General features: G+C 71.4%; 18 protein-coding genes. 9 read left to right on the top strand and 9 right to left on the bottom strand.

Annotation, left to right across the window (positions count from 1 at the left end; all coding sequences use genetic code 11):
* The first annotated feature begins 3 nt into the window (after positions 1 to 3).
* The 5 genes from folP (at position 4) to OOJ98_RS32335 (ending at position 3,085) form a co-directional block, all read left to right on the top strand.
* A complete protein-coding gene (folP, locus tag OOJ98_RS32355) occupies positions 4 to 876 on the top strand; it encodes a dihydropteroate synthase (protein WP_267058662.1) in 873 nt (290 codons plus the stop codon).
* Complete coding sequence (locus OOJ98_RS32350; protein WP_267058661.1) at positions 873 to 1,334, top strand: nuclear transport factor 2 family protein; 462 nt, start codon at positions 873 to 875, stop codon at positions 1,332 to 1,334. The genes folP and OOJ98_RS32350 overlap by 4 nt, the downstream gene beginning before the upstream one ends.
* A gap of 238 nt (positions 1,335 to 1,572) precedes the next feature.
* Positions 1,573 to 1,932 carry a dihydroneopterin aldolase gene (folB, locus tag OOJ98_RS32345; protein WP_053731208.1) on the top strand — a complete coding sequence of 120 codons (360 nt, stop codon included), beginning with the start codon at positions 1,573 to 1,575 and terminating at the stop codon, positions 1,930 to 1,932.
* Complete coding sequence (folK, locus tag OOJ98_RS32340) at positions 1,929 to 2,543, top strand: 2-amino-4-hydroxy-6-hydroxymethyldihydropteridine diphosphokinase (protein WP_267058660.1); 615 nt, start codon at positions 1,929 to 1,931, stop codon at positions 2,541 to 2,543. The genes folB and folK overlap by 4 nt, the downstream gene beginning before the upstream one ends.
* Positions 2,544 to 2,605: 62 nt before the next feature.
* Positions 2,606 to 3,085: a DUF3180 domain-containing protein gene (locus tag OOJ98_RS32335; RefSeq protein WP_267058659.1), complete on the top strand. Its 480-nt coding sequence runs from the start codon at positions 2,606 to 2,608 to the stop codon at positions 3,083 to 3,085.
* Between the two features lie 19 nt (positions 3,086 to 3,104).
* Here the strand turns inward: OOJ98_RS32335 and OOJ98_RS32330 are convergent, their stop codons facing one another.
* The 7 genes from OOJ98_RS32330 to dacB all read right to left on the bottom strand — a co-directional run bounded on the left by OOJ98_RS32330 (position 3,105) and on the right by dacB (position 11,424).
* The gene (locus OOJ98_RS32330; protein ID WP_267058658.1) at positions 3,105 to 4,103 is read right to left on the bottom strand and encodes an aldo/keto reductase; all 999 of its coding nucleotides are present in this window, start codon (positions 4,101 to 4,103) and stop codon (positions 3,105 to 3,107) included.
* A 66-nt stretch (positions 4,104 to 4,169) separates the two neighbouring features.
* The gene (gene folE, locus OOJ98_RS32325; RefSeq protein WP_267058657.1) at positions 4,170 to 4,775 is read right to left on the bottom strand and encodes a GTP cyclohydrolase I FolE; all 606 of its coding nucleotides are present in this window, start codon (positions 4,773 to 4,775) and stop codon (positions 4,170 to 4,172) included.
* A gap of 117 nt (positions 4,776 to 4,892) precedes the next feature.
* Positions 4,893 to 6,920, bottom strand: coding sequence for an ATP-dependent zinc metalloprotease FtsH (gene ftsH, locus OOJ98_RS32320; RefSeq protein WP_267058656.1), 2,028 nt, complete (start codon positions 6,918 to 6,920; stop codon positions 4,893 to 4,895).
* Between the two features lie 202 nt (positions 6,921 to 7,122).
* On the bottom strand, positions 7,123 to 7,662 hold the full coding sequence (gene hpt / locus OOJ98_RS32315) for a hypoxanthine phosphoribosyltransferase (RefSeq protein WP_120727895.1): 540 nt from the start codon (positions 7,660 to 7,662) through the stop codon (positions 7,123 to 7,125).
* A gap of 75 nt (positions 7,663 to 7,737) precedes the next feature.
* Positions 7,738 to 8,805: a tRNA lysidine(34) synthetase TilS gene (tilS, locus tag OOJ98_RS32310; RefSeq protein WP_267058655.1), complete on the bottom strand. Its 1,068-nt coding sequence runs from the start codon at positions 8,803 to 8,805 to the stop codon at positions 7,738 to 7,740.
* A gap of 209 nt (positions 8,806 to 9,014) precedes the next feature.
* On the bottom strand, positions 9,015 to 10,154 hold the full coding sequence (locus OOJ98_RS32305) for a zinc-dependent metalloprotease (RefSeq protein ID WP_267058654.1): 1,140 nt from the start codon (positions 10,152 to 10,154) through the stop codon (positions 9,015 to 9,017).
* 49 nt (positions 10,155 to 10,203) lie between these two features.
* A complete protein-coding gene (dacB, locus tag OOJ98_RS32300; protein WP_323177957.1) occupies positions 10,204 to 11,424 on the bottom strand; it encodes a D-alanyl-D-alanine carboxypeptidase/D-alanyl-D-alanine-endopeptidase in 1,221 nt (406 codons plus the stop codon).
* 346 nt (positions 11,425 to 11,770) lie between these two features.
* Here dacB and OOJ98_RS32295 point away from each other — a divergent pair, with 346 nt between their 5' ends.
* Together OOJ98_RS32295 and OOJ98_RS32290 are read left to right on the top strand one after the other, a co-directional pair.
* Positions 11,771 to 12,265 carry an inorganic diphosphatase gene (locus tag OOJ98_RS32295; RefSeq protein ID WP_100577700.1) on the top strand — a complete coding sequence of 165 codons (495 nt, stop codon included), beginning with the start codon at positions 11,771 to 11,773 and terminating at the stop codon, positions 12,263 to 12,265.
* Between the two features lie 209 nt (positions 12,266 to 12,474).
* Entirely contained in the window at positions 12,475 to 14,124 is a 1,650-nt protein-coding gene (locus tag OOJ98_RS32290; protein WP_267058652.1) for a threonine/serine exporter ThrE family protein, read from the top strand.
* Between the two features lie 68 nt (positions 14,125 to 14,192).
* On the opposite strand, the gene OOJ98_RS32285 is transcribed toward OOJ98_RS32290, so the two are convergent.
* Positions 14,193 to 14,891, bottom strand: coding sequence for a DedA family protein (locus OOJ98_RS32285; protein WP_267058651.1), 699 nt, complete (start codon positions 14,889 to 14,891; stop codon positions 14,193 to 14,195).
* Positions 14,892 to 15,028: 137 nt separating this feature from the next.
* Between OOJ98_RS32285 and OOJ98_RS32280 the strand changes: the two genes are divergently transcribed.
* Positions 15,029 to 15,394, top strand: a complete 366-nt coding sequence (locus OOJ98_RS32280; RefSeq protein ID WP_267058746.1) for a YbjQ family protein — start codon at positions 15,029 to 15,031, stop codon at positions 15,392 to 15,394.
* Positions 15,395 to 15,455: 61 nt separating this feature from the next.
* Positions 15,456 to 16,895, top strand: coding sequence for a glutamate decarboxylase (locus OOJ98_RS32275; protein WP_267058650.1), 1,440 nt, complete (start codon positions 15,456 to 15,458; stop codon positions 16,893 to 16,895).
* Between the two features lie 589 nt (positions 16,896 to 17,484).
* On the opposite strand, the gene OOJ98_RS32270 is transcribed toward OOJ98_RS32275, so the two are convergent.
* Positions 17,485 to 18,105 carry a PadR family transcriptional regulator gene (locus tag OOJ98_RS32270; protein ID WP_267058649.1) on the bottom strand — a complete coding sequence of 207 codons (621 nt, stop codon included), beginning with the start codon at positions 18,103 to 18,105 and terminating at the stop codon, positions 17,485 to 17,487.
* Between the last annotated feature and the right edge of the window lie 8 nt (positions 18,106 to 18,113).

Here is an 18,113-nt window from a genome sequence, read left to right as displayed (position 1 = left end):
CGTATGAGTACGTGGAACGGGCTGCCGAACGGGCGGGGGGCCGTCGACGGTCTGCCCGCGTGGGACCGCTGCGCGGTCATGGGCGTGGTCAATGTGACGCCCGACTCCTTCTCCGACGGCGGCCGGTGGTTCGACACCTCGATCGCCGTCAAGCGCGGCCTCGACCTCGTCACCGAGGGCGCCGACCTCGTCGACGTCGGCGGTGAGTCGACCCGCCCCGGCGCCTCCCGCGTGGACGAGGCCGAGGAGCTGCGCCGCGTCGTCCCCGTCGTACGGGGCCTGGTCGCCGAGGGCGTCACCGTCTCCGTCGACACCATGCGCGCCCGCGTCGCCGAACAGGCGGTCGCCGCGGGCGCGGTCCTGGTCAACGACGTCAGCGGGGGCCTCGCCGACCCCGCGATGATCCCCACCGTCGCCGCCACCGGCACCCCCTTCGTGGTCATGCACTGGCGGGGCTTCAGCCAGGACATGAACAGCCGCGCGGTCTACGGCGACGTGGTGGGCGAAGTCGTCGCCGAACTCCGCGTCCGCATCGAGGCCGTCATCGAGGGCGGTGTCGCCCCCGAGCGCCTCGTCATCGACCCCGGCCTCGGCTTCGCCAAGCAGGCGGAGCACGATCTCGCCCTGGTCGCCCACCTCGCCGACCTGCGCGCGCTCGGCCGCCCCGTCCTGGTCGCCGCCTCCCGCAAGCGGTTCCTCGGCCACGTCCTGGCCGGCGACGAGGGCGCCCCGCCGCCCGCCCGCGAGCGCGACGCGGCCACCGCCGCCGTCTCCGCCATAGCCGCCCACGAGGGCGCCTGGGCCGTGCGCGTCCACGAGGTCCGCGCCACCGCCGACGCCGTCCGCGTGGCCCGCGCCGTCGAGGGAGCCCGGTGAGCCCCCGTAAGGACATCGAGGCGGTCGAGCGCGCCAACACGGCGTTCTACGAGACCCTGGAGCGGGGCGACTTCGAGGAGCTGTCCGACCTCTGGCTGAGCGCCACCGTGGCCGGCGACACCGGGATCTCCTGCGTCCACCCGGGCTGGCCGGTCCTCTCCGGGCGCGGCGAGGTGCTCCGCTCGTACGCGCTGATCATGGCGAACACGGAGTACATCCAGTTCTTCCTGACCGATGTGAAGGCCGTCGTGCTCGGCGACACCGCGCTGGTCACCTGTACGGAGAACATCCTCAGCGGCGGTCCCGCCGAGGAGAGCGGCGAACTGGGCCCCCTCGTCGGCCAGCTCGTGGTGGCCACCAATGTGTTCCGCCGCACATCGGAAGGCTGGCGGCTCTGGTCCCACCACGGCTCTCCGGTACTCGCCGAATCGGGCGACGAGGAGCCGGACGAGGCCTGAAGAAGCTGGAAAGAGGCCGGAACAGGCCGGAAGAGTACTGAATCCGGGCACGATCGCCGGCTTTCGAGGGTTGAACCGAGAGCCATCGGGTAGGGGCGGCTACCAGGCCTGTCAGGATCTGTCCATAGCCCCCATGGGCGAGCACTGTCAGTGCCCGCAGGTAGATTCGATTGTGGGCACCGTGCCGCCCGCACGCGGCCGCATGTCCGTCTGACCAACGACAGCAGGAGTGATTCGCGTGGATCGTGTCGCGCTGCGCGGCCTCAAGGCCCGTGGGCACCATGGCGTCTTCCCCCGGGAACGCGAGGAAGGCCAGACCTTCATCGTCGACCTGGTGCTCGGCCTCGACACCCGCCTCGCGGCGGCCGACGACGACCTGGCGAAGACCGTGCACTACGGCGTGGTGGCCGAGGAAGTCGTGGACGTCGTCCAGGGCGAGCCCGTCGACCTGATCGAGACGCTCGCGGAGCGGATCGCCCAGCAGTGCCTCAAGCACGAAGGCGTCCAGGAGGTGGAGGTGGTCGTCCACAAGCCCGACGCGCCGATCACCGTCCCGTTCGACGACGTGACCATCACCATCACCCGGAGCCGAGTATGAGCGTGTATTCGCAGGGGGCCGCGCAGAGCGACCCGACCGTACAGCCGGTGCCCGCCTCCGTGGTCGAGCAGGTCGACGCGGCCGACATGACGCTCTCCAACCCGCGCCGCGCGGTCATCGCCCTCGGCTCCAACCTCGGCAACCGCCTGGAGACGCTCCAGGGCGCCATCGACGCCTTGGAGGACACCCCCGGGCTCCGCGTCAAAGCCGTCTCGCCGGTGTACGAGACCGAGCCCTGGGGCGTCGACCCCGGCTCCCAGCCCTCGTACTTCAACGCGGTCGTCGTCGTGAAGACCACCCTCCCGCCGGCCTCGCTCCTGGAGCGCGGCCACGCCATCGAGGAGGCCTTCGACCGCGTCCGCGAGGAGCGCTGGGGACCCCGCACCATCGACGTGGACATCGTTGCCTACGCCGATGTCGTCTCCGACGACCCGGTCCTGACGCTCCCTCACCCCCGCGCCCACCAGCGCGCCTTCGTCCTCGCCCCCTGGCACGACGTGGACCCCGGCGCCCAGCTGCCCGGCCACGGCGCGGTCGCCGACCTGCTGAGCGGCGTCGGCCACGAGGGCGTCCTCGCCCGCGCCGACCTGGAACTCAGGCTGCCCGAGTAGTCGTTACGCTGCTGAGGGTCGGCTCCGACCCCCCCATCAAGAGACGCGAAGGGCACTACTCCGTGAAGCAACTGCGGCTTGGCGTGCTGGCCGGCCTGTTCGTCATCGCCGGAGTGCTCTCCTGGGCGGGCGCCCGGCTGTGGGACGCGGTCGCCACGCTGCCGAGCGTGCCGATCGCGGCGCCCATCGTGCTCGCGGTGATCGCCGTGATCCTGCTCGCCACCGCCCTGTCCATCCGCTCCCGGCTGCGCGCCCAGCGCGAGCGCCGGCCGGGCGCCAAGGGCGTGGAGCCCCTGATGGCGGCGCGCGCGGTCGTCTTCGGCCAGGCGAGCGCCCTGGTCGCCTCCCTGGTCTGCGGGATGTACGGCGGGACGGGCGTCTACCTGCTGAGCTACCTCGACGTGCCGGCCCGCCGCGACCAGGCGATCTACGCCGGGTTCTCGGTCCTCGCCGGGATCGCCGTGGTGGCCGCCGCGTTCTTCCTGGAGCGCGTCTGCAAGCTCCCCGAGGACGAGGACGACACCACGGCCACGGCCGTCTGAGACCCGGACCGGCCCGCCGCTACAGCAGGGTGCCGCCCTCGACCCGGGTCCGCGCCAGGATCCCGTCGAGCCGCGCGAGCACGGCCGCCGACAGCTCGATCCGCCCGGCCGCGAGGTTCTCCTCGATGTGCGCCGGGGTGCGGCTGCCCGGGATCGGCACCGTGTGCTCGTCCTGATGGAGCAGCCACGCCAGCGCCAGCTGCGCCGGGGTGATGCCCAGTTCGTCGGCCACCTGGCGCACCGGCGCGAACCGGTCGGTGTTGGCCTTGAGGTTGGCCGCGTCGAACCGGCCCATGTGCTGCCGGAAGTCGCCCTCCCCCACCGACTGCACCGCCCCGCCGAGGAAGCCCTGCCCCAGCGGCGACCACGGCACGATCCCCACCCCCAACTCCCGCGCGGTGGCGAGCAGTTCCGGTGAGATCGGCCGCCACATCGACCACTCGACCTGCACCGCGGCCACCGGGTGCACGGCGTGCGCCGCGCGCAGCTGGTCGGAGCTCACGTTGGACAGGCCGAGATGGCGCACGAGACCCGCGTCGACGAGTTCGGCGACCGCGCCCACCGTGTCGGTCAGCGGCACCCGCGGATCCGGGAAGTGCGGGTAGTACAGGTCGATGTACTCCGTGCCGAGCCCCCGAAGGCTCGCCTCCGCATAGCCCCGTACGTGCTGGGGGTCGGCGTTGACCGCCAGCTCGCCGAAGGCGTAGCCGACCGGGAAGGGGTGCGGCTCGGCGCCCTCGGGGATCCGGAAGCCGAACTTGGTGGCCACGACGACCTGTTCGCGGCGCCGGCCCTTGAGGACCCTGCCGACGAGCCGCTCGTTGTGGCCGTCCGTGCCGTAGCCGTCGGAGGTGTCGACGAAGGTCGCTCCGGCGTCGAGCGCCGCCCGCAGCGCACGCTCGCCCCGGTCGTCGTCGATGTCGCCGTAGATCCCCGGCGACAGGACCATGGCGCCGAACCCGAGCGCGGAGACTTCCAGTTCACCGAGAGAGCGGACTGGCAGATTCTGTTCCGTCATGGCCAGAGCGTGTCATAGCCGTCGCCCAACCGGCAGGGCCCGTCCGGGAGTTGGACGGCCGCGGCGTCAGCGGGCCATGATCAGGCTCATCGCCTCGCTGCGCGTCGCCGGGGCCCGCAGCTGGCCCCGCACCGCCGACGTCATGGTCTTCGCGCCGGGCTTGCGGATGCCGCGCACCGACATGCACATGTGCTCGGCCTCGATCACCACGATGGCGCCGCGCGCGTCGAGGATGCGCATCAGCGAATCGGCGATCTGCGTGGTCAGCCGCTCCTGCACCTGCGGCCTGCGGGCGAACACGTCCACCAGCCGGGCCAGCTTCGACAGACCGGTGATCTTGCCGGACTCGGCGGGGATGTAGCCGACGTGGGCCACCCCGTGGAACGGCAGCAGATGGTGCTCGCAGACGGACACGATCTCGATGTCCTTCACCAGGACCATCTCGTCGTGCCCCAGGTCGAACGTGGTGGTGAGCACGTCCTCGGGCTCCTGGCGCAGACCCGCCAGGATCTCCCTGTACGCCCGCGCCACCCGGGCGGGCGTCTCCTTGAGGCCCTCGCGGTCCGGGTCCTCGCCGACCGCTATGAGGAGCTCGCGCACGGCGTTCTCGGCGCGCTTCTCATCGAACTCGCCGATCTTGGCCTCGCCGTCCAGCGTCACCGGGTCGGTCATCTGTGCCTCGTTCCTCGACTGTCATTCATGGCGCGTGGCCAGAAAACACCCGCGCCCCCACAGGCTAGAACCTGGGGGGCGCGGCATGCATTCCGGGGCCGGTGGGGCCCCGGGGGCTCAGGCCTCGGGTCGGTCCTCGGGGGCCGGCAGGGCCTCCGTGGGCGTCTCCAGGGGCGCGGAGCCATTGGCGCTCGTGGTGGCACCGTTGGTCAGCGCCAGCTCCTTCGGCGAGAGCACCGGCGGCCTCGTCGACGGCGTACGCCGCGAGGAGCCGGTCCAGGCCGGACGGGCCGGACGCTTGACGATGCCGGAGAAGACCTCGGCGATCTGCTCCTTGCTGAGGGTCTCCTTCTCCAGGAGTTCCAGGACCAGCTTGTCGAGGATGTCGCGGTTCTCGACCAGGATTTCCCAGGCCTCGTTGTGCGCCGTCTCGATGAGCTTCTTGACCTCTTCGTCGACGAGCGCCGCGACCTCTTCCGAGTAGTCGCGCTGGTGCGCCATCTCACGGCCGAGGAACGGCTCGCTGTTGTCGCCGCCGAACTTGATCGCACCCAGACGCTCGGTCATGCCGTACTGCGTGACCATCGCGCGAGCGGTGGCCGTGGCCTTCTCGATGTCGTTGGCCGCGCCCGTCGTCGGGTCGTGGAAGACGAGCTCCTCGGCCGCGCGCCCGCCCAGCATGTAGGCGAGCTGGTCGAGCATCTCGTTGCGCGTGGTCGAGTACTTGTCCTCGTCCGGCAGGACCATCGTGTAGCCGAGGGCCCGGCCGCGCGAGAGGATCGTGATCTTGTGGACCGGGTCCGAGTTGGGAGAGGCCGCTGCGACCAGGGCGTGACCGCCCTCGTGGTACGCGGTGATCTTCTTTTCCTTCTCGGACATGATCCGCGTGCGCTTCTGCGGACCCGCCACGACGCGGTCGATCGCCTCGTCGAGCGCGTCGTTGTCGACCAGCTTGCGGTCGCTGCGCGCCGTCAGGAGCGCCGCTTCGTTCAGCACGTTCGCCAGGTCGGCGCCGGTGAAGCCGGGGGTGCGCCGCGCGACGGCCGACAGGTCGACGTCCGGGGCGACGGGCTTGCCCTTCTGGTGGACCTTGAGGATCGCCAGACGGCCCTGCATGTCCGGGCGGTCGACCGCGATCTGGCGGTCGAAGCGGCCGGGGCGCAGGAGCGCCGGGTCGAGGATGTCGGGCCGGTTGGTGGCGGCGATCAGGATGACGCCGCCCTTCACGTCGAAGCCGTCCATCTCGACGAGCAGCTGGTTGAGGGTCTGCTCGCGCTCGTCGTGACCGCCGCCGAGGCCCGCACCGCGGTGCCGTCCCACGGCGTCGATCTCGTCGACGAAGACGATCGCCGGGGCGTTCGCCTTGGCCTGCTCGAAGAGGTCGCGGACACGCGAGGCGCCCACACCCACGAACATCTCGACGAAGTCGGAGCCGGAGATCGAGTAGAAAGGAACACCGGCCTCACCCGCGACGGCGCGGGCGAGCAGCGTCTTGCCGGTGCCGGGCGGGCCGTAGAGCAGCACGCCCTTGGGGATCTTGGCGCCGACGGCCTGGAACTTCGCCGGCTCCTGGAGGAACTCCTTGATCTCGTGGAGTTCCTCGACGGCCTCGTCGGACCCCGCCACGTCGGCGAAGGTCGTCTTCGGGGTGTCCTTGGTGATGAGCTTGGCCTTGGACTTCCCGAAGTTCATGACTCGGGAGCCGCCGCCCTGCATCTGGTTCATCAGGAACAGGAAGACCACGACGATGAGGACGAAGGGGAGCAGCGAGAGCAGGATCCCGAGGAACGGGTTCTGCTTGTCGGGCGAGACGGTGTAGCCCTTGGGGATGTCACCGGCCTTGACGCTGCCCTGCAGCTGGTCGGCGAGCGAGCTCGCCTGGATGTCCCCGATGTAGTTCGCCTGGACCTTGCTGCTGCCCTTGACCTTCTGGCCGTCCTTCAGGTCGATCTTGATGACCTGGCTGTCACCTGTGGTGATCTTGGCCTGTTCGACCTGCTTGTTGCTGATCGCCTGAACGACATCGGATGTGTCGACCGTCTTGTAGCCGCCACCCGAGCCGACGACCTGCATCAGCACGACCACGGCGAGGACGGCCAGCACGATCCACATGACCGGCCCACGGAAGTATCGCTTCACGTCCATCCATACGGAGCGAGAACGCCCCGTCCCTCCTGCCCGTAGTAAATGCTGCTGTGACTGTGACTAAGACTGTGTGTAAAGACTGTTCTTCGGACGGTACCCCAGCATTGTCACCCGTGGTCGCACGGTACGGCTGACAAAGGGCCCTTCCCATGCTCCAACGGCGCGGGGCGGGCTGTGGTTCCCCGAAACTGAACGGGTTGCCTCAGCCGCCGTACACGTGCGGAGCGAGCGTCCCGACAAAGGGGAGATTGCGGTACTTCTCGGCATAGTCGAGGCCGTAGCCCACGACGAATTCATTCGGAATGTCGAAACCGATCCACTTGACGTCGATCGCGACCTTTGCGGCATCCGGCTTACGGAGCAGCGTGCACACCTCCAGGGAGGCGGGCTCGCGCGATCCGAGGTTGGACAGGAGCCACGACAGGGTGAGACCCGAGTCGATGATGTCCTCGACGATCAGGACGTGCTTGCCCTTGATGTCGGTGTCGAGGTCCTTGAGGATCCGCACGACGCCGGAGGACTGGGTGCCCGCACCGTACGAGGAGACGGCCATCCAGTCCATGGTGACCGGGGTGGACAGCGCGCGGGCCAGATCCGCCATGACCATGACGGCGCCCTTCAGGACACCGACGAGGAGCAGGTCCTTGCCCGCGTACTCCGCGTCGATCTTCCCGGCCAGCTCCGCCAGCTTCGCGTCGATCTCTTCCTTGGTGATGAGCACCGACTGGAGGTCGGTGCCCATGTCCTTCTCGTTCACCCGGGCCGCTTTCTTGGGGGTTTCTGTTGTCCGTACGCGAGCCGAGTTACGTGCGTTCGCTCAGCTCTGCCGAATGACCAGTCTGCCACCCTGCCGACGCGCGACGACGCGGCCCGGGAGATTGATGGCCCGCTGGCCGCGCCAGCTGGTGATCAGCTTGTCGACCTCCTCCACATGGCGGGCGAAGAGCGAGCCGGCGGGCGAGCCCGCCTCGATGACCGCGCGGCGCACGATCCGGCGCCGCACGGCGGGCGGCAGCGCGAAGAGCTTCGCGCACTCCAGGAGCCCCGCCTCGTCCCGTACGGAGGCGTCGGCCTGGAGGGCCCAGGCGTCCAGGGCGTCGGCGTCGTCACGGGAGAGCTGGGCGGTGCGGGCGAGCGCCTCGACGACGCCCTTGCCGAGCGCCTTCTCCAGGGCCGGCAGACCCTCCTGGCGCAGCCGGGAGCGGGTGTAGGCGGGGTCGGCGTTGTGCGGGTCGTCCCAGACGGGCAGCGACTGGACCATGCAGGCCTTGCGCGCGGTCTGGCGGTCGAGCTCCAGGAAGGGGCGCCGGTAGCGGCCCGCCGCCCCCGAGACGGCGGCCATGCCGGACAGGGAGCGGGTGCCGGAGCCGCGGGCGAGGCCCAGCAGCACCGTTTCGGCCTGGTCGTCGCGGGTGTGGCCGAGCAGGATCGCGGCGGCGCCGTGCCGCTCGGCCGCGGCGTCGAGGGCGGCGTAGCGGGCGTCCCGGGCGGCGGCCTCGGGACCTCCCTCGCGGCCCACGCGCACGGCGACGGACTCGGCGGGGTCCAGGCCCAGGCCGGTCATGCGGGAGACGACCTCGGCGGCGCGCAGGTCCGAGCCGTGCTGGAGGCCGTGGTCGACGGTGATCCCGCCGGCGCGCAGCGAGAGCTTGCGGGACTCGAAGGCGAGGGCGGAGGCGAGCGCCATCGAGTCGGCGCCGCCCGAGCAGGCCACGAGCACGAGGGGCTCGGGCGCGGTGCGAACGCTCGCGCCCTGACCTGCGGGAGCCCCCGCGGTCACGGCCGTCTCGGCGTTCTGGTGGTCGCGGGAGTGTTCGTTCAGTACGTCGTGGAGTACGCGGCGAACCGCCAGGCGTATCGCTGCGACCGCAGGATGGGGACCCATGTCCGGTGCCCTTCGGTGAAGTTGGGGGTGCCTCTTGCGCGGAGAGGATGCGGGGGGAACAGGGGGAGCAGGAGGGCCGTTCAGTCACACAGAGTGCGTAGATGGTGACAGAACAGAGCCGTTACCCGAGCATTGCACGCCTACCCATGCCCCACGGTCCCTCGGATGGGTGATTCCCGCGTTGACACCCGCCACCGGCGGCGTTCAGGTCAGGACTCCGCCTTGCGGTGCACCCGCGCGACCCACTCCGCCGGCTTGGCGATCTCGGACTTCGTAGGAAGCGTGTTCGGAGAGGTCCACACCCGGTTGAAGCCGTCCATGCCCACCTCCTCCACCACGGCCCGCACGAAACGCTCGCCGTCGCGGTACTGGCGCAGCTTGGCGTCGAGGCCGAGGAGCTTGCGCAGCGCCATGTCGAGCCGGGAGGCGCCCTTGGCCCGGCGCTCCTTGAACTTCTCGCGGATCTCGGCGACCGAGGGCACGACCTGCGGCCCGACACCGTCCATCACGTAGTCGGCGTGGCCCTCCAGGAGGGACATCACGGCGGTGAGCCGGTTGAGGATCTCGCGCTGCTCGGGCGTCTGCACCAGCTCGACCAGGGAGCGCCCGCCGTCGTCCTCCTCGCCCTCGGGCCGGCCCCCGGCCAGGGACTGCGCCGCGTCGCGCAGCCGCTCCAGGACGGTCATCGGGTCGACCTCGGTGGCGCCGAGGAACGACTGGATCTCGCTCTCCAGGTGGTCGCGGAGCCAGGGCACGGCCGTGAACTGGGTGCGGTGGGTCTCCTCGTGGAGGCAGACCCAGAGCCTGAAGTCGTGCGGGGGCACGTCGAGTTCGCGCTCCACGTGCACGATGTTGGGCGCCACGAGCAGCAGCCGCCCCCCGCCGCCGGGTCCCGCCGGCAGGTCCCGGCTCGCGGGCGCGAAGGTCTCGTACTGACCGAGGACGCGTGAGGACAGGAAGCTCAGGAGCATGCCGAGCTCGACACCGGTGACCTTGCCGCCGACCGCGCCGAACACGGCTCCGGCGGCCGTGCTGCCCCGGCGCTCCTGCATCTTGTCCAGCAGGGGCCGCAGGATCTCGCGGAAGCCGGCCACATTGGCCTTCACCCATCCGGCCCGGTCCACGACCAGGACCGGGGTGTCCTCCGGTTCGACGCCCTCCGGGATCATCCGGGTGAACGCCCGTACGTGTTCTTCGGCGGCCTTGGCGTGCCGACGGAGCTCGGCGACGATCTCTCGCGCCTCTTCACGGCTCACGTCGGGGCCCGGCCGCACCAGTCGGGTCGCGGTCGCGACCGCGAGGTTCCAGTCGACCATCCCAGAGGTACCTGCACCGCCGATGCCAGTCATGCGTCAACCGTACGTTGTCGTCCCCGTGAGGGAACCCGCTCGGCGAAGCTCAGTGCGCCGTGAGCCGGGTGGCGAGCCGGTCGAGGGCGCGTTGTGCGGGGGCCGGGTCGGCGCCGGGCGTGCCCGCCGTGAGGAACGCGAACGCCAGGAGGTGGCCGCCCCCGTCCACCACGGTGCCCGCCAGGGTGTTGACCCCGGCGCCGCCCAGCGTGCCGGTCTTCGCCCTGACCAGGCCGGTCGCCGCGGAGGTGGTGCCGTAGCGGGTGCTGAGGGTGCCGGTGAACCCGGCGACGGGCAGACCGGTGAGGATGGGCCGCAGTGCGGGGCGGGCCGGGTCGGCGGCGTTGGCGAGCAGCCGGGTGAGCAGGTCCGCGGTGAGCCTGTCGGCGCGGTTGAGTCCGCTGCCGTCCGTGAACACGCTTCCGTTCAGCGGGAGTTGCTCCTTGGCGAGCTGCGCGGCGACGGCCGCGGCGCCGCCCTCGAAGCTCGCGGGTTTCCCGGTGGCGATCGCGGTCTGCCGGCTGAGGGCCTCCGCGATGTCGTTGTCGCTCTCGGTCAGCATCCGCTCGACGACCTCGGTCAGCGGCGCGGAACGGGTGCTCGCGACCGCGGTCGCCCCCGCGGGCCCGGGGCCCGCCACCGGGTCGTCCGCCCGCACCCCGCGGTCGCGCAGCAGCCGCGCGAAGGCCCGCGCGGTGTCGCCCGCCGGGTCGGCGGTGCGAGCGCCGGGCCCGCTCTCCTCCGTACCGGGGGATCCCGCGGCGCTCTGCGGGACGGTCGTGCGCCCCTCGTCCGTCATCAGGGCGACGACCGGCGCGAGGTTCTCGTTCGGCCCGATGGGGTGCACCGGGGTACCGGTGAAGAGCGAGGCGTCGTACGTCAGACGGACGTGGTCGAGGGAGTGGGCCCGCACCGCGCGGGCGGTGTCGTCGGCGAGCGCGGCCAGGCGCGCCCGGTCCAGGGTGGGGTCGCCGCCCCCCACGAGGGTGAGCGCCGAGCCGTCGGCCGGGGCCGCGACCACGGCGGTGGTGAAGCGGTGGTCGGCCGGGAGCGCGGTGAGGACCGCGGTCGCCGTCGCGATCTTGGTGGTGGAGGCCGGCGTCATGGCGACGTCCGCGCGGGAGGCGTACACGACCTGGCCGGTGGCGGTGTCGAGGACCGAGCCCGCCGGATGCGGGCCGAGCGCGGGGTCGGCGAGCAGCGGGGCGAGCGCCGCGGGCAGGGCCGCCGGGACGGGCGCGTCGCCGGCCGGGTGGAGCGCCGCGAGCACGCCGGGCGCGCTCGGGGCCGGAGCCGGAGCCTCCGTATCCGCGGGGCGCTGGTGATGTGCGCCACCCCTGGCGTCCGACGATGCGGCCCGTGCGCGCTCGGCCGTACGCTGACCTGAGTCCCACGGTCCCGCCAGGGCCACGGCCCCTGTCGCCAGTGCCAGGCCGATCGCCGCCGCACCCGCTGTGAGCTGCCATGTCTTGGGTCCCGGCACCGAGGACCAGCCCCTTTCGCGATCACACACCTGCGTGAGGGACACTTAATCACCAGAACTGCGTCCCGCCGCGAACATGGCGGCCGACGCAGCCCCGTCCGATGCATGTGCTGATCATGGAGGAGAGCCACCCGTGGAGTTCGACGTCACCATCGAGATCCCGAAGGGATCGCGGAACAAGTACGAGGTCGACCACGAGACCGGCCGGATCCGCCTGGACCGTCGACTCTTCACCTCGACCAGCTACCCGGCCGACTACGGCTTCGTCGAGAACACCCTCGGCGAGGACGGCGACCCGCTGGACGCCCTGGTCCTGCTCGACGAGCCGACCTTCCCGGGCTGCGTCATCAAGTGCCGCGCGATCGGCATGTTCCGGATGACCGACGAGGCCGGCGGCGACGACAAGCTGCTGTGCGTCCCGGCGTCAGACCCGCGCGTCGAGCACCTGCGCGACATCCACCACGTCTCCGAGTTCGACCGCCTGGAGATCCAGCACTTCTTCGAGGTCTACAAGGACCTGGAGCCCGGCAAGTCCGTCGAAGGCGCCGACTGGGTCGGCCGCGTCGAGGCCGAGGCCGAGGTCGAGGCCTCCTACAAGCGCCTTGAGGCGCAGGGCGGCGCGCACTGACGCGCGTCCTTCCGTAGCGAACGGGCGGCGCACCCTCGGGGTGCGCCGCCCGTCGTCGTACCGGGCCGTCCGCGCGGCCCGCCCTGCCCGCCGCCCTCCCCCGTGACATGCGCCTTCGCGGCGGACCTCCCCTTGTCGTGCCGCGTCATGGCGACCCACATACTGGGCACACGGACCCGAAGTGGCTGGAGGGAGGCACGGGACCAGTGATGGCCGAGCAGCACGACACGGTCGAGGACCGCAAACCGCAGTCCGACGAGGCGCGCAGCGCCTTCGCACCCCCCGAGGGCGTGGAACAGCCACAGGTGCCCGAGGAAGACTCGCCCACCTCCGAGTTCGCGCTTCCGGCCGGCCTCTCCACCCCGGTCGTCGAATCACCCGCCGAACAGCCCGCGTCCGCATTCACCACGCCGAGCGCGTACACCGCGCGGGACACGCCGAACCCGATGACCACCACCGGCTCCATGCCCCTGGTGCGGCTCTCCAAGGACGCGCCCTGGCAGGACCGGATGCGCACCATGCTCCGGATGCCGGTCGGCGACCGGCCGGTGGCCGAGCCGGTGCAGAAGCACGACGACACGGGCCCCGCGGTGCCCCGCGTGCTCGACCTGACGCTGCGTATCGGCGAGCTGCTGCTCGCGGGCGGCGAGGGCGCCGAGGACGTCGAGGCGGCGATGTTCGCGATCTGCCGCAGCTACGGCCTCGACCGCAGCGAGCCCACCGTCACCTTCACCATGCTCGGCATCACCTACCAGCCGTCCCTGGTGGACGACCCGGTGACGGCCAACCGCACGGTGCGCCGCCGCGGCACCGACTACACCCGGCTGGCGGCCGTGCACCGGCTCGTCACGGACATGACCAGCGAGGACCACGAGGTCTCCCTCGAAGAGGCCTACCGGCGCCTCGCGGAGATCCGCCGAAACCGCCACCCCTACCCCGGCTGGGTCCTGACCACCGCCTGCGGAATCCTCGCGGGAGCGGCCTCGGTGCTCCTGGGCGGCGGCGTCACGGTCTTCCTGGTGGCGGCGGTCGGCGCGGTCCTCGGCGACCGGCTGGCCTGGCTGTGCGCGGCGCGCGGGCTGCCGGAGTTCTACCAGTTCGTGGTGGCGGCGATGCCGCCCGCCGCGATGGGCGTCGCGCTCAGTCTGCTCTCCTGGAACCTCAGGCCGTCCGCCGTGATCACCGGTGGGCTCTTCGCGCTGATCCCGGGGCGGGCCCTGGTGGCGGCCGTCCAGGACGGCCTCACGGGCTTCTACGTGACCGCGTCCGCGCGGCTCCTCGAAGTCGGGTACTTCTTCGTCGCGATCGTCGTCGGTGTCCTGTCCGTCCTGTACGGCGGGCTCCAGATCCACGCGGAGCTCAACCCGGAGGGCACCTTCCAGCCTACCAACCGGCCGATCGTGCAGATCCTCGCCTCGATGGTGCTCTGCCTGACCTTCGCGGTCCTGCTGCAACAGGACCGCTCCACCGTCCTGATCGTCTCCGCCAACGGCGGCGTCGCCTGGGTGGTGTACGCCGCGATCGCGGTCACCGCGAAGGGCTCGCCGATCATGGCGACGGCGGTGGCGGCCGGCCTGGTCGGCCTCTTCGGCCAGCTGCTCTCGCGGTACTGGAACACCTCGGCGCTGCTGTACGTGACCGCGGCGATCGGCCCGCTGCTGCCCGGTAGCGCCACCTACTTCGGGGTCCTCTCCATCGCCCAGAACCACCTGAACACGGGCGTCGCCTCGCTCGCCAAGGCCATCGCGCTCGCCCTGGCCATCGCGATCGGCGTGAACCTCGGAAACGAGATCGCCCGGCTCTTCCTGCGCTCGCCGGGGCCGGGCCGCGCCGCGGCCAAGCGGACCCGCGGCTTCTGAGGCGGCGGCTCGGCGCCGCGCGGCCGGGCCGGGGGCTCCGCGCCGCCCGGCGGCGCGCCCCGCCCGGGTCAGCGCTTGGCGTGCCGCCCGCCGCGCTGCGGGGCCTGGCCCGCGCCACCGGGGCCGTCGGCCACCGGCGGGTTCTTCTTCGCCTTGGAGCGGGCCCGCAGGAACTCGATCGCGATCGGGACCACCGACACGAGGACGATCGCGACGAGGATCAGCTCGATGTGCTGGTGCACGAACTGCACGTTGCCGAGCGCCGCGCCGAGCAGCGTCACTCCCGCGCCCCACAGGCTGCCGCCGATGACGTTGAACGTGAGGAACGAGCGGTAGTTCATCCCGGAGACGCCCGCGATGATCGGCGTGAAGGTGCGCACGATCGGCACGAAGCGGGCCAGGACCAGCGACTTCGGCCCGTACTTCTCGAAGAACTCGTGGGCCTTCTCGACGTTCTCCTGCTTGAAGAGCTTGGAGTCGGGCCGTCTGAAGAGGGACGGGCCCACCTTCTTGCCGAACAGGTAACCCACCTGGTCGCCGAGGACCGCCGCGAACACCACCAGGACGCAGACCAGCCACAGCGGGGTGTCCAGCTTGCCGGTGGTGACCAGCAGGCCCGTGGTGAACAGGAGCGAGTCGCCCGGCAGGAAGAAGCCGATGAGCAGGCCGGACTCGGCGAACACGATGATCAGCAGCCCGATGAGACCGAAGGTGCCCAGCAAGTAGTCGGGGTCCAGCCAGCTCGGTCCGAGGGCAAGGGAAGTCACGGGTACCGGGCTCCTGGGTGTGGGTGTCGGGCGGGCTGTCTGCCGTCGGCAGCCAAAGTTATCAACGTAACGCGCGAAAGCGTGGTTCCAGGGGCAGGCTGGAGATGGCCGACAAGGGCTACCGGAAGGCGGACCACATGGGCATCGAGGAGTACGGCGGCGGACAGGGCCCGCAGTCGGACGTGCTGGTCGTGACCACGAACGACGTTCCCGGCTACACGGTGCAACAGGTCATCGGGGAGGTCTTCGGCCTGACCGTACGCTCCCGCCACCTGGGTAGCCAGATCGGCGCCGGCCTCAAGTCGATGATCGGCGGCGAGCTCAAGGGGCTCACCAAGACGCTGGTCGAGACGCGGAACCAGGCGATGGAACGCCTGGTGGCGCAGGCGAAGGCGCGGGGCGCCAACGCGGTCCTCATGATGCGGTTCGACGTCACGGAGGCGGCGGACGTGGGCACCGAGGTGTGTGCGTACGGAACCGCGGTGATCATCGCCCGAGCCTGACCCGGGGCCGTCCTCGACGCCCTCCCCGAACTCCCCTCCCCCGAAAGGACATCGGCTCTCCATGGCACTGCACAGCGGCGGCAGCAAGAAGGAGCACGGCGACGAAGGAGCGGAGAAGGAGTTCGGGCGGCTCGCGCTCAATCCCTTCTTCGGGGAGGCGGACCCGGTCGGCTCGATGACCTCCGCGCCGCCCCGGCACCGGCTGCCCGACCGGCCGCTGCCCCCGGCGACCGCACACCAGCTGGTCCACGACGAGCTGATGCTCGACGGCAACGCCCGGCTCAACCTGGCGACGTTCGTCACCACCTGGATGGAGCCGCAGGCCGGGGTGCTCATGGCGGAGTGCCGCGACAAGAACATGATCGACAAGGACGAGTACCCGCGCACCGCCGAGCTGGAGCGGCGCTGCGTGGCGATGCTCGCCGACCTGTGGCACGCACCCGACCCGAGCACCACCGTCGGCTGCTCGACGACCGGGTCGAGCGAGGCGTGCATGCTCGCCGGGATGGCGCTCAAACGGCGCTGGATGAAGCGCAACGCGGACCGCTACCCCTCGCGCGAGGCCCGCCCCAACCTCGTCATGGGGGTGAACGTGCAGGTGTGCTGGGACAAGTTCTGCACGTTCTGGGAGGTCGAGGCGCGCCAGGTGCCCATGGAGGGCGACCGCTTCCACCTCGACCCGCAGGCCGCGGCGGCGCTCTGCGACGAGAACACGATCGGCGTCGTCGGGGTGCTCGGCTCGACCTTCGACGGGTCGTACGAACCCATCGCCGAGCTGTGCGCGGCGCTCGACGATTTGCAGGAGCGTACGGGTCTGGACATCCCGGTCCATGTCGACGGGGCGTCCGGGGCGATGGTCGCGCCCTTCCTCGACGAGGACCTGGTGTGGGACTTCCGGCTCCCCCGGGTCTCCTCCATCAACACCTCGGGGCACAAGTACGGGCTCGTGTACCCGGGGGTCGGCTGGGCGCTGTGGCGCACGGCGGACGAACTCCCGGAGGAGCTGGTGTTCCGGGTGAACTACCTCGGCGGGGACATGCCGACCTTCGCGCTGAACTTCTCGCGGCCCGGGGCGCAGGTGGTGGCCCAGTACTACACGTTCCTGCGGCTCGGCCGGGAGGGGTACCGGGCGGTGCAGCAGACCACGCGGGACGTGGCGCGGGGGCTCGCGGAGCGGATCGACTCGCTCGGCGACTTCCAACTCCTCACGCGGGGCGACGAGTTGCCGGTGTTCGCCTTCACGACGGCGCCGGACGTCGACCGGTACGACGTGTTCGACGTCTCGCGCCGGCTGCGGGAGCGGGGCTGGCTGGTGCCGGCGTACACCTTCCCGGCGAACCGGGAGGATCTGTCGGTGCTGAGGGTGGTGTGCCGCAACGGCTTCTCCTCCGACCTGGCGGGACTCCTCATCGAGGACCTGAACCGCCTCCTGCCGGAGCTCCGCCGCCAGGCGGCCCCCCTGGGCCGCTCCGAATCCGAAGCCACCGCCTTCCACCACTAGCCCCACCCCGGGCTCGGCCCCGGGTGCCCTACTTTTTAGGGGCGCGGGACTGCACCTTTCGCGCGGCTCCGCCGCGGTGGGCGCGGGCTGCGGGCTGCGACGCCGGGTGCCCCACGTCTTTAGGGGCGCGGGGCTGTGCCGTTTGCGCGGCTCCGCCGCGGTGGGCGCGGGCTGCGGGCTGCGACGCCGGGTGCCCCACGTCTTTAGGGGCGCGGGGAACTGCGCGGGTGCCCCAGCACGGTCCGCAGACGAAAGCCGGCCGGGGTTGCTGGGGCTCCGCCCCAGGCCCCGGGGATGCCCCACCCCGCCCCTTCCCGAAACCCTCCGGGGGCTGGGAAACGGGCTGAGGTCCGAACCCCTGGGGCTCCGCCCCAGACCCCGTTCGCGCCCGAAAGGCGCTCGTCCTCAAACGCCGGACCGGCTGGCTACGCCGGGACCAGGCGCCCTGCCAAGGGGGAGGAATGCCGATGCCCGGCGCCCTGCCAAGGGAGAGGGATGCCGATGCCGGGCGCCCTGACAAGGGCGAGTACCCAGGGGCGCGGGGAACTGTGCGAGTGGGGCTGGGCTCGGGGCGGATCCGGGGCTCGGGCTAGCGGGGCGGCGCGTAGGGGTTGGGCTCGCCCTCGCCCAGCACTCCCACGAACCGCTCTCCCTCGCCGGCAAAGGCGTACGCCCCGCCCTCGATCCGCGAGATCAGCCCCCGCGTCCACTCCGCATCCGCATCCGCCGAGTGCACCCACATGTCCATGATCTCGCCGATGTGCCCCAGCTCCCCCGGCCCGCCCTCCGGCACGTAGTACTCCGTCACCGAGCCGCGCCACGCCGTCAGCTTCCCCAGCCGGTCCCGCAGCAGCGCCGCCGCCTCGGCACGCGGCAGGTCGACCATGAAGCCGAGGGCCGCGGACAGGACGTCCGGTTTCTGGTTGTACGAGGACAACGCCTCGCGCAAGAGCCGGACGTACTCCTCCTCGCCCGCCGGAGTCAGCTCGTACTCCGTGCGCGGCGGCCCGCCGGCCGTGCTGGGCGCCACCTCGTGCGCCAGCAGCGCGCCCTGCTTCGCCAGCTGCTTCAGCGCGTGGTAGATCGACCCCGGCTTGGCATTGGACCACTCGTGGGCGCCCCAGTACTCCAGGTCGTTCCGCACCTGGTAACCGTGAGTCCGGCCGTGCTGACGTACCGCGCCGAGAACGAGCAGGCGGATGGTTGACATGGCCGCCA

The organism is Streptomyces sp. NBC_00083 (assembly GCF_026343295.1).
Lineage (GTDB): Bacteria > Actinomycetota > Actinomycetes > Streptomycetales > Streptomycetaceae > Streptomyces.
Note: the sequence above shows the minus strand (reverse complement) of the source record. Positions and strands in the feature narration are given on the sequence as shown.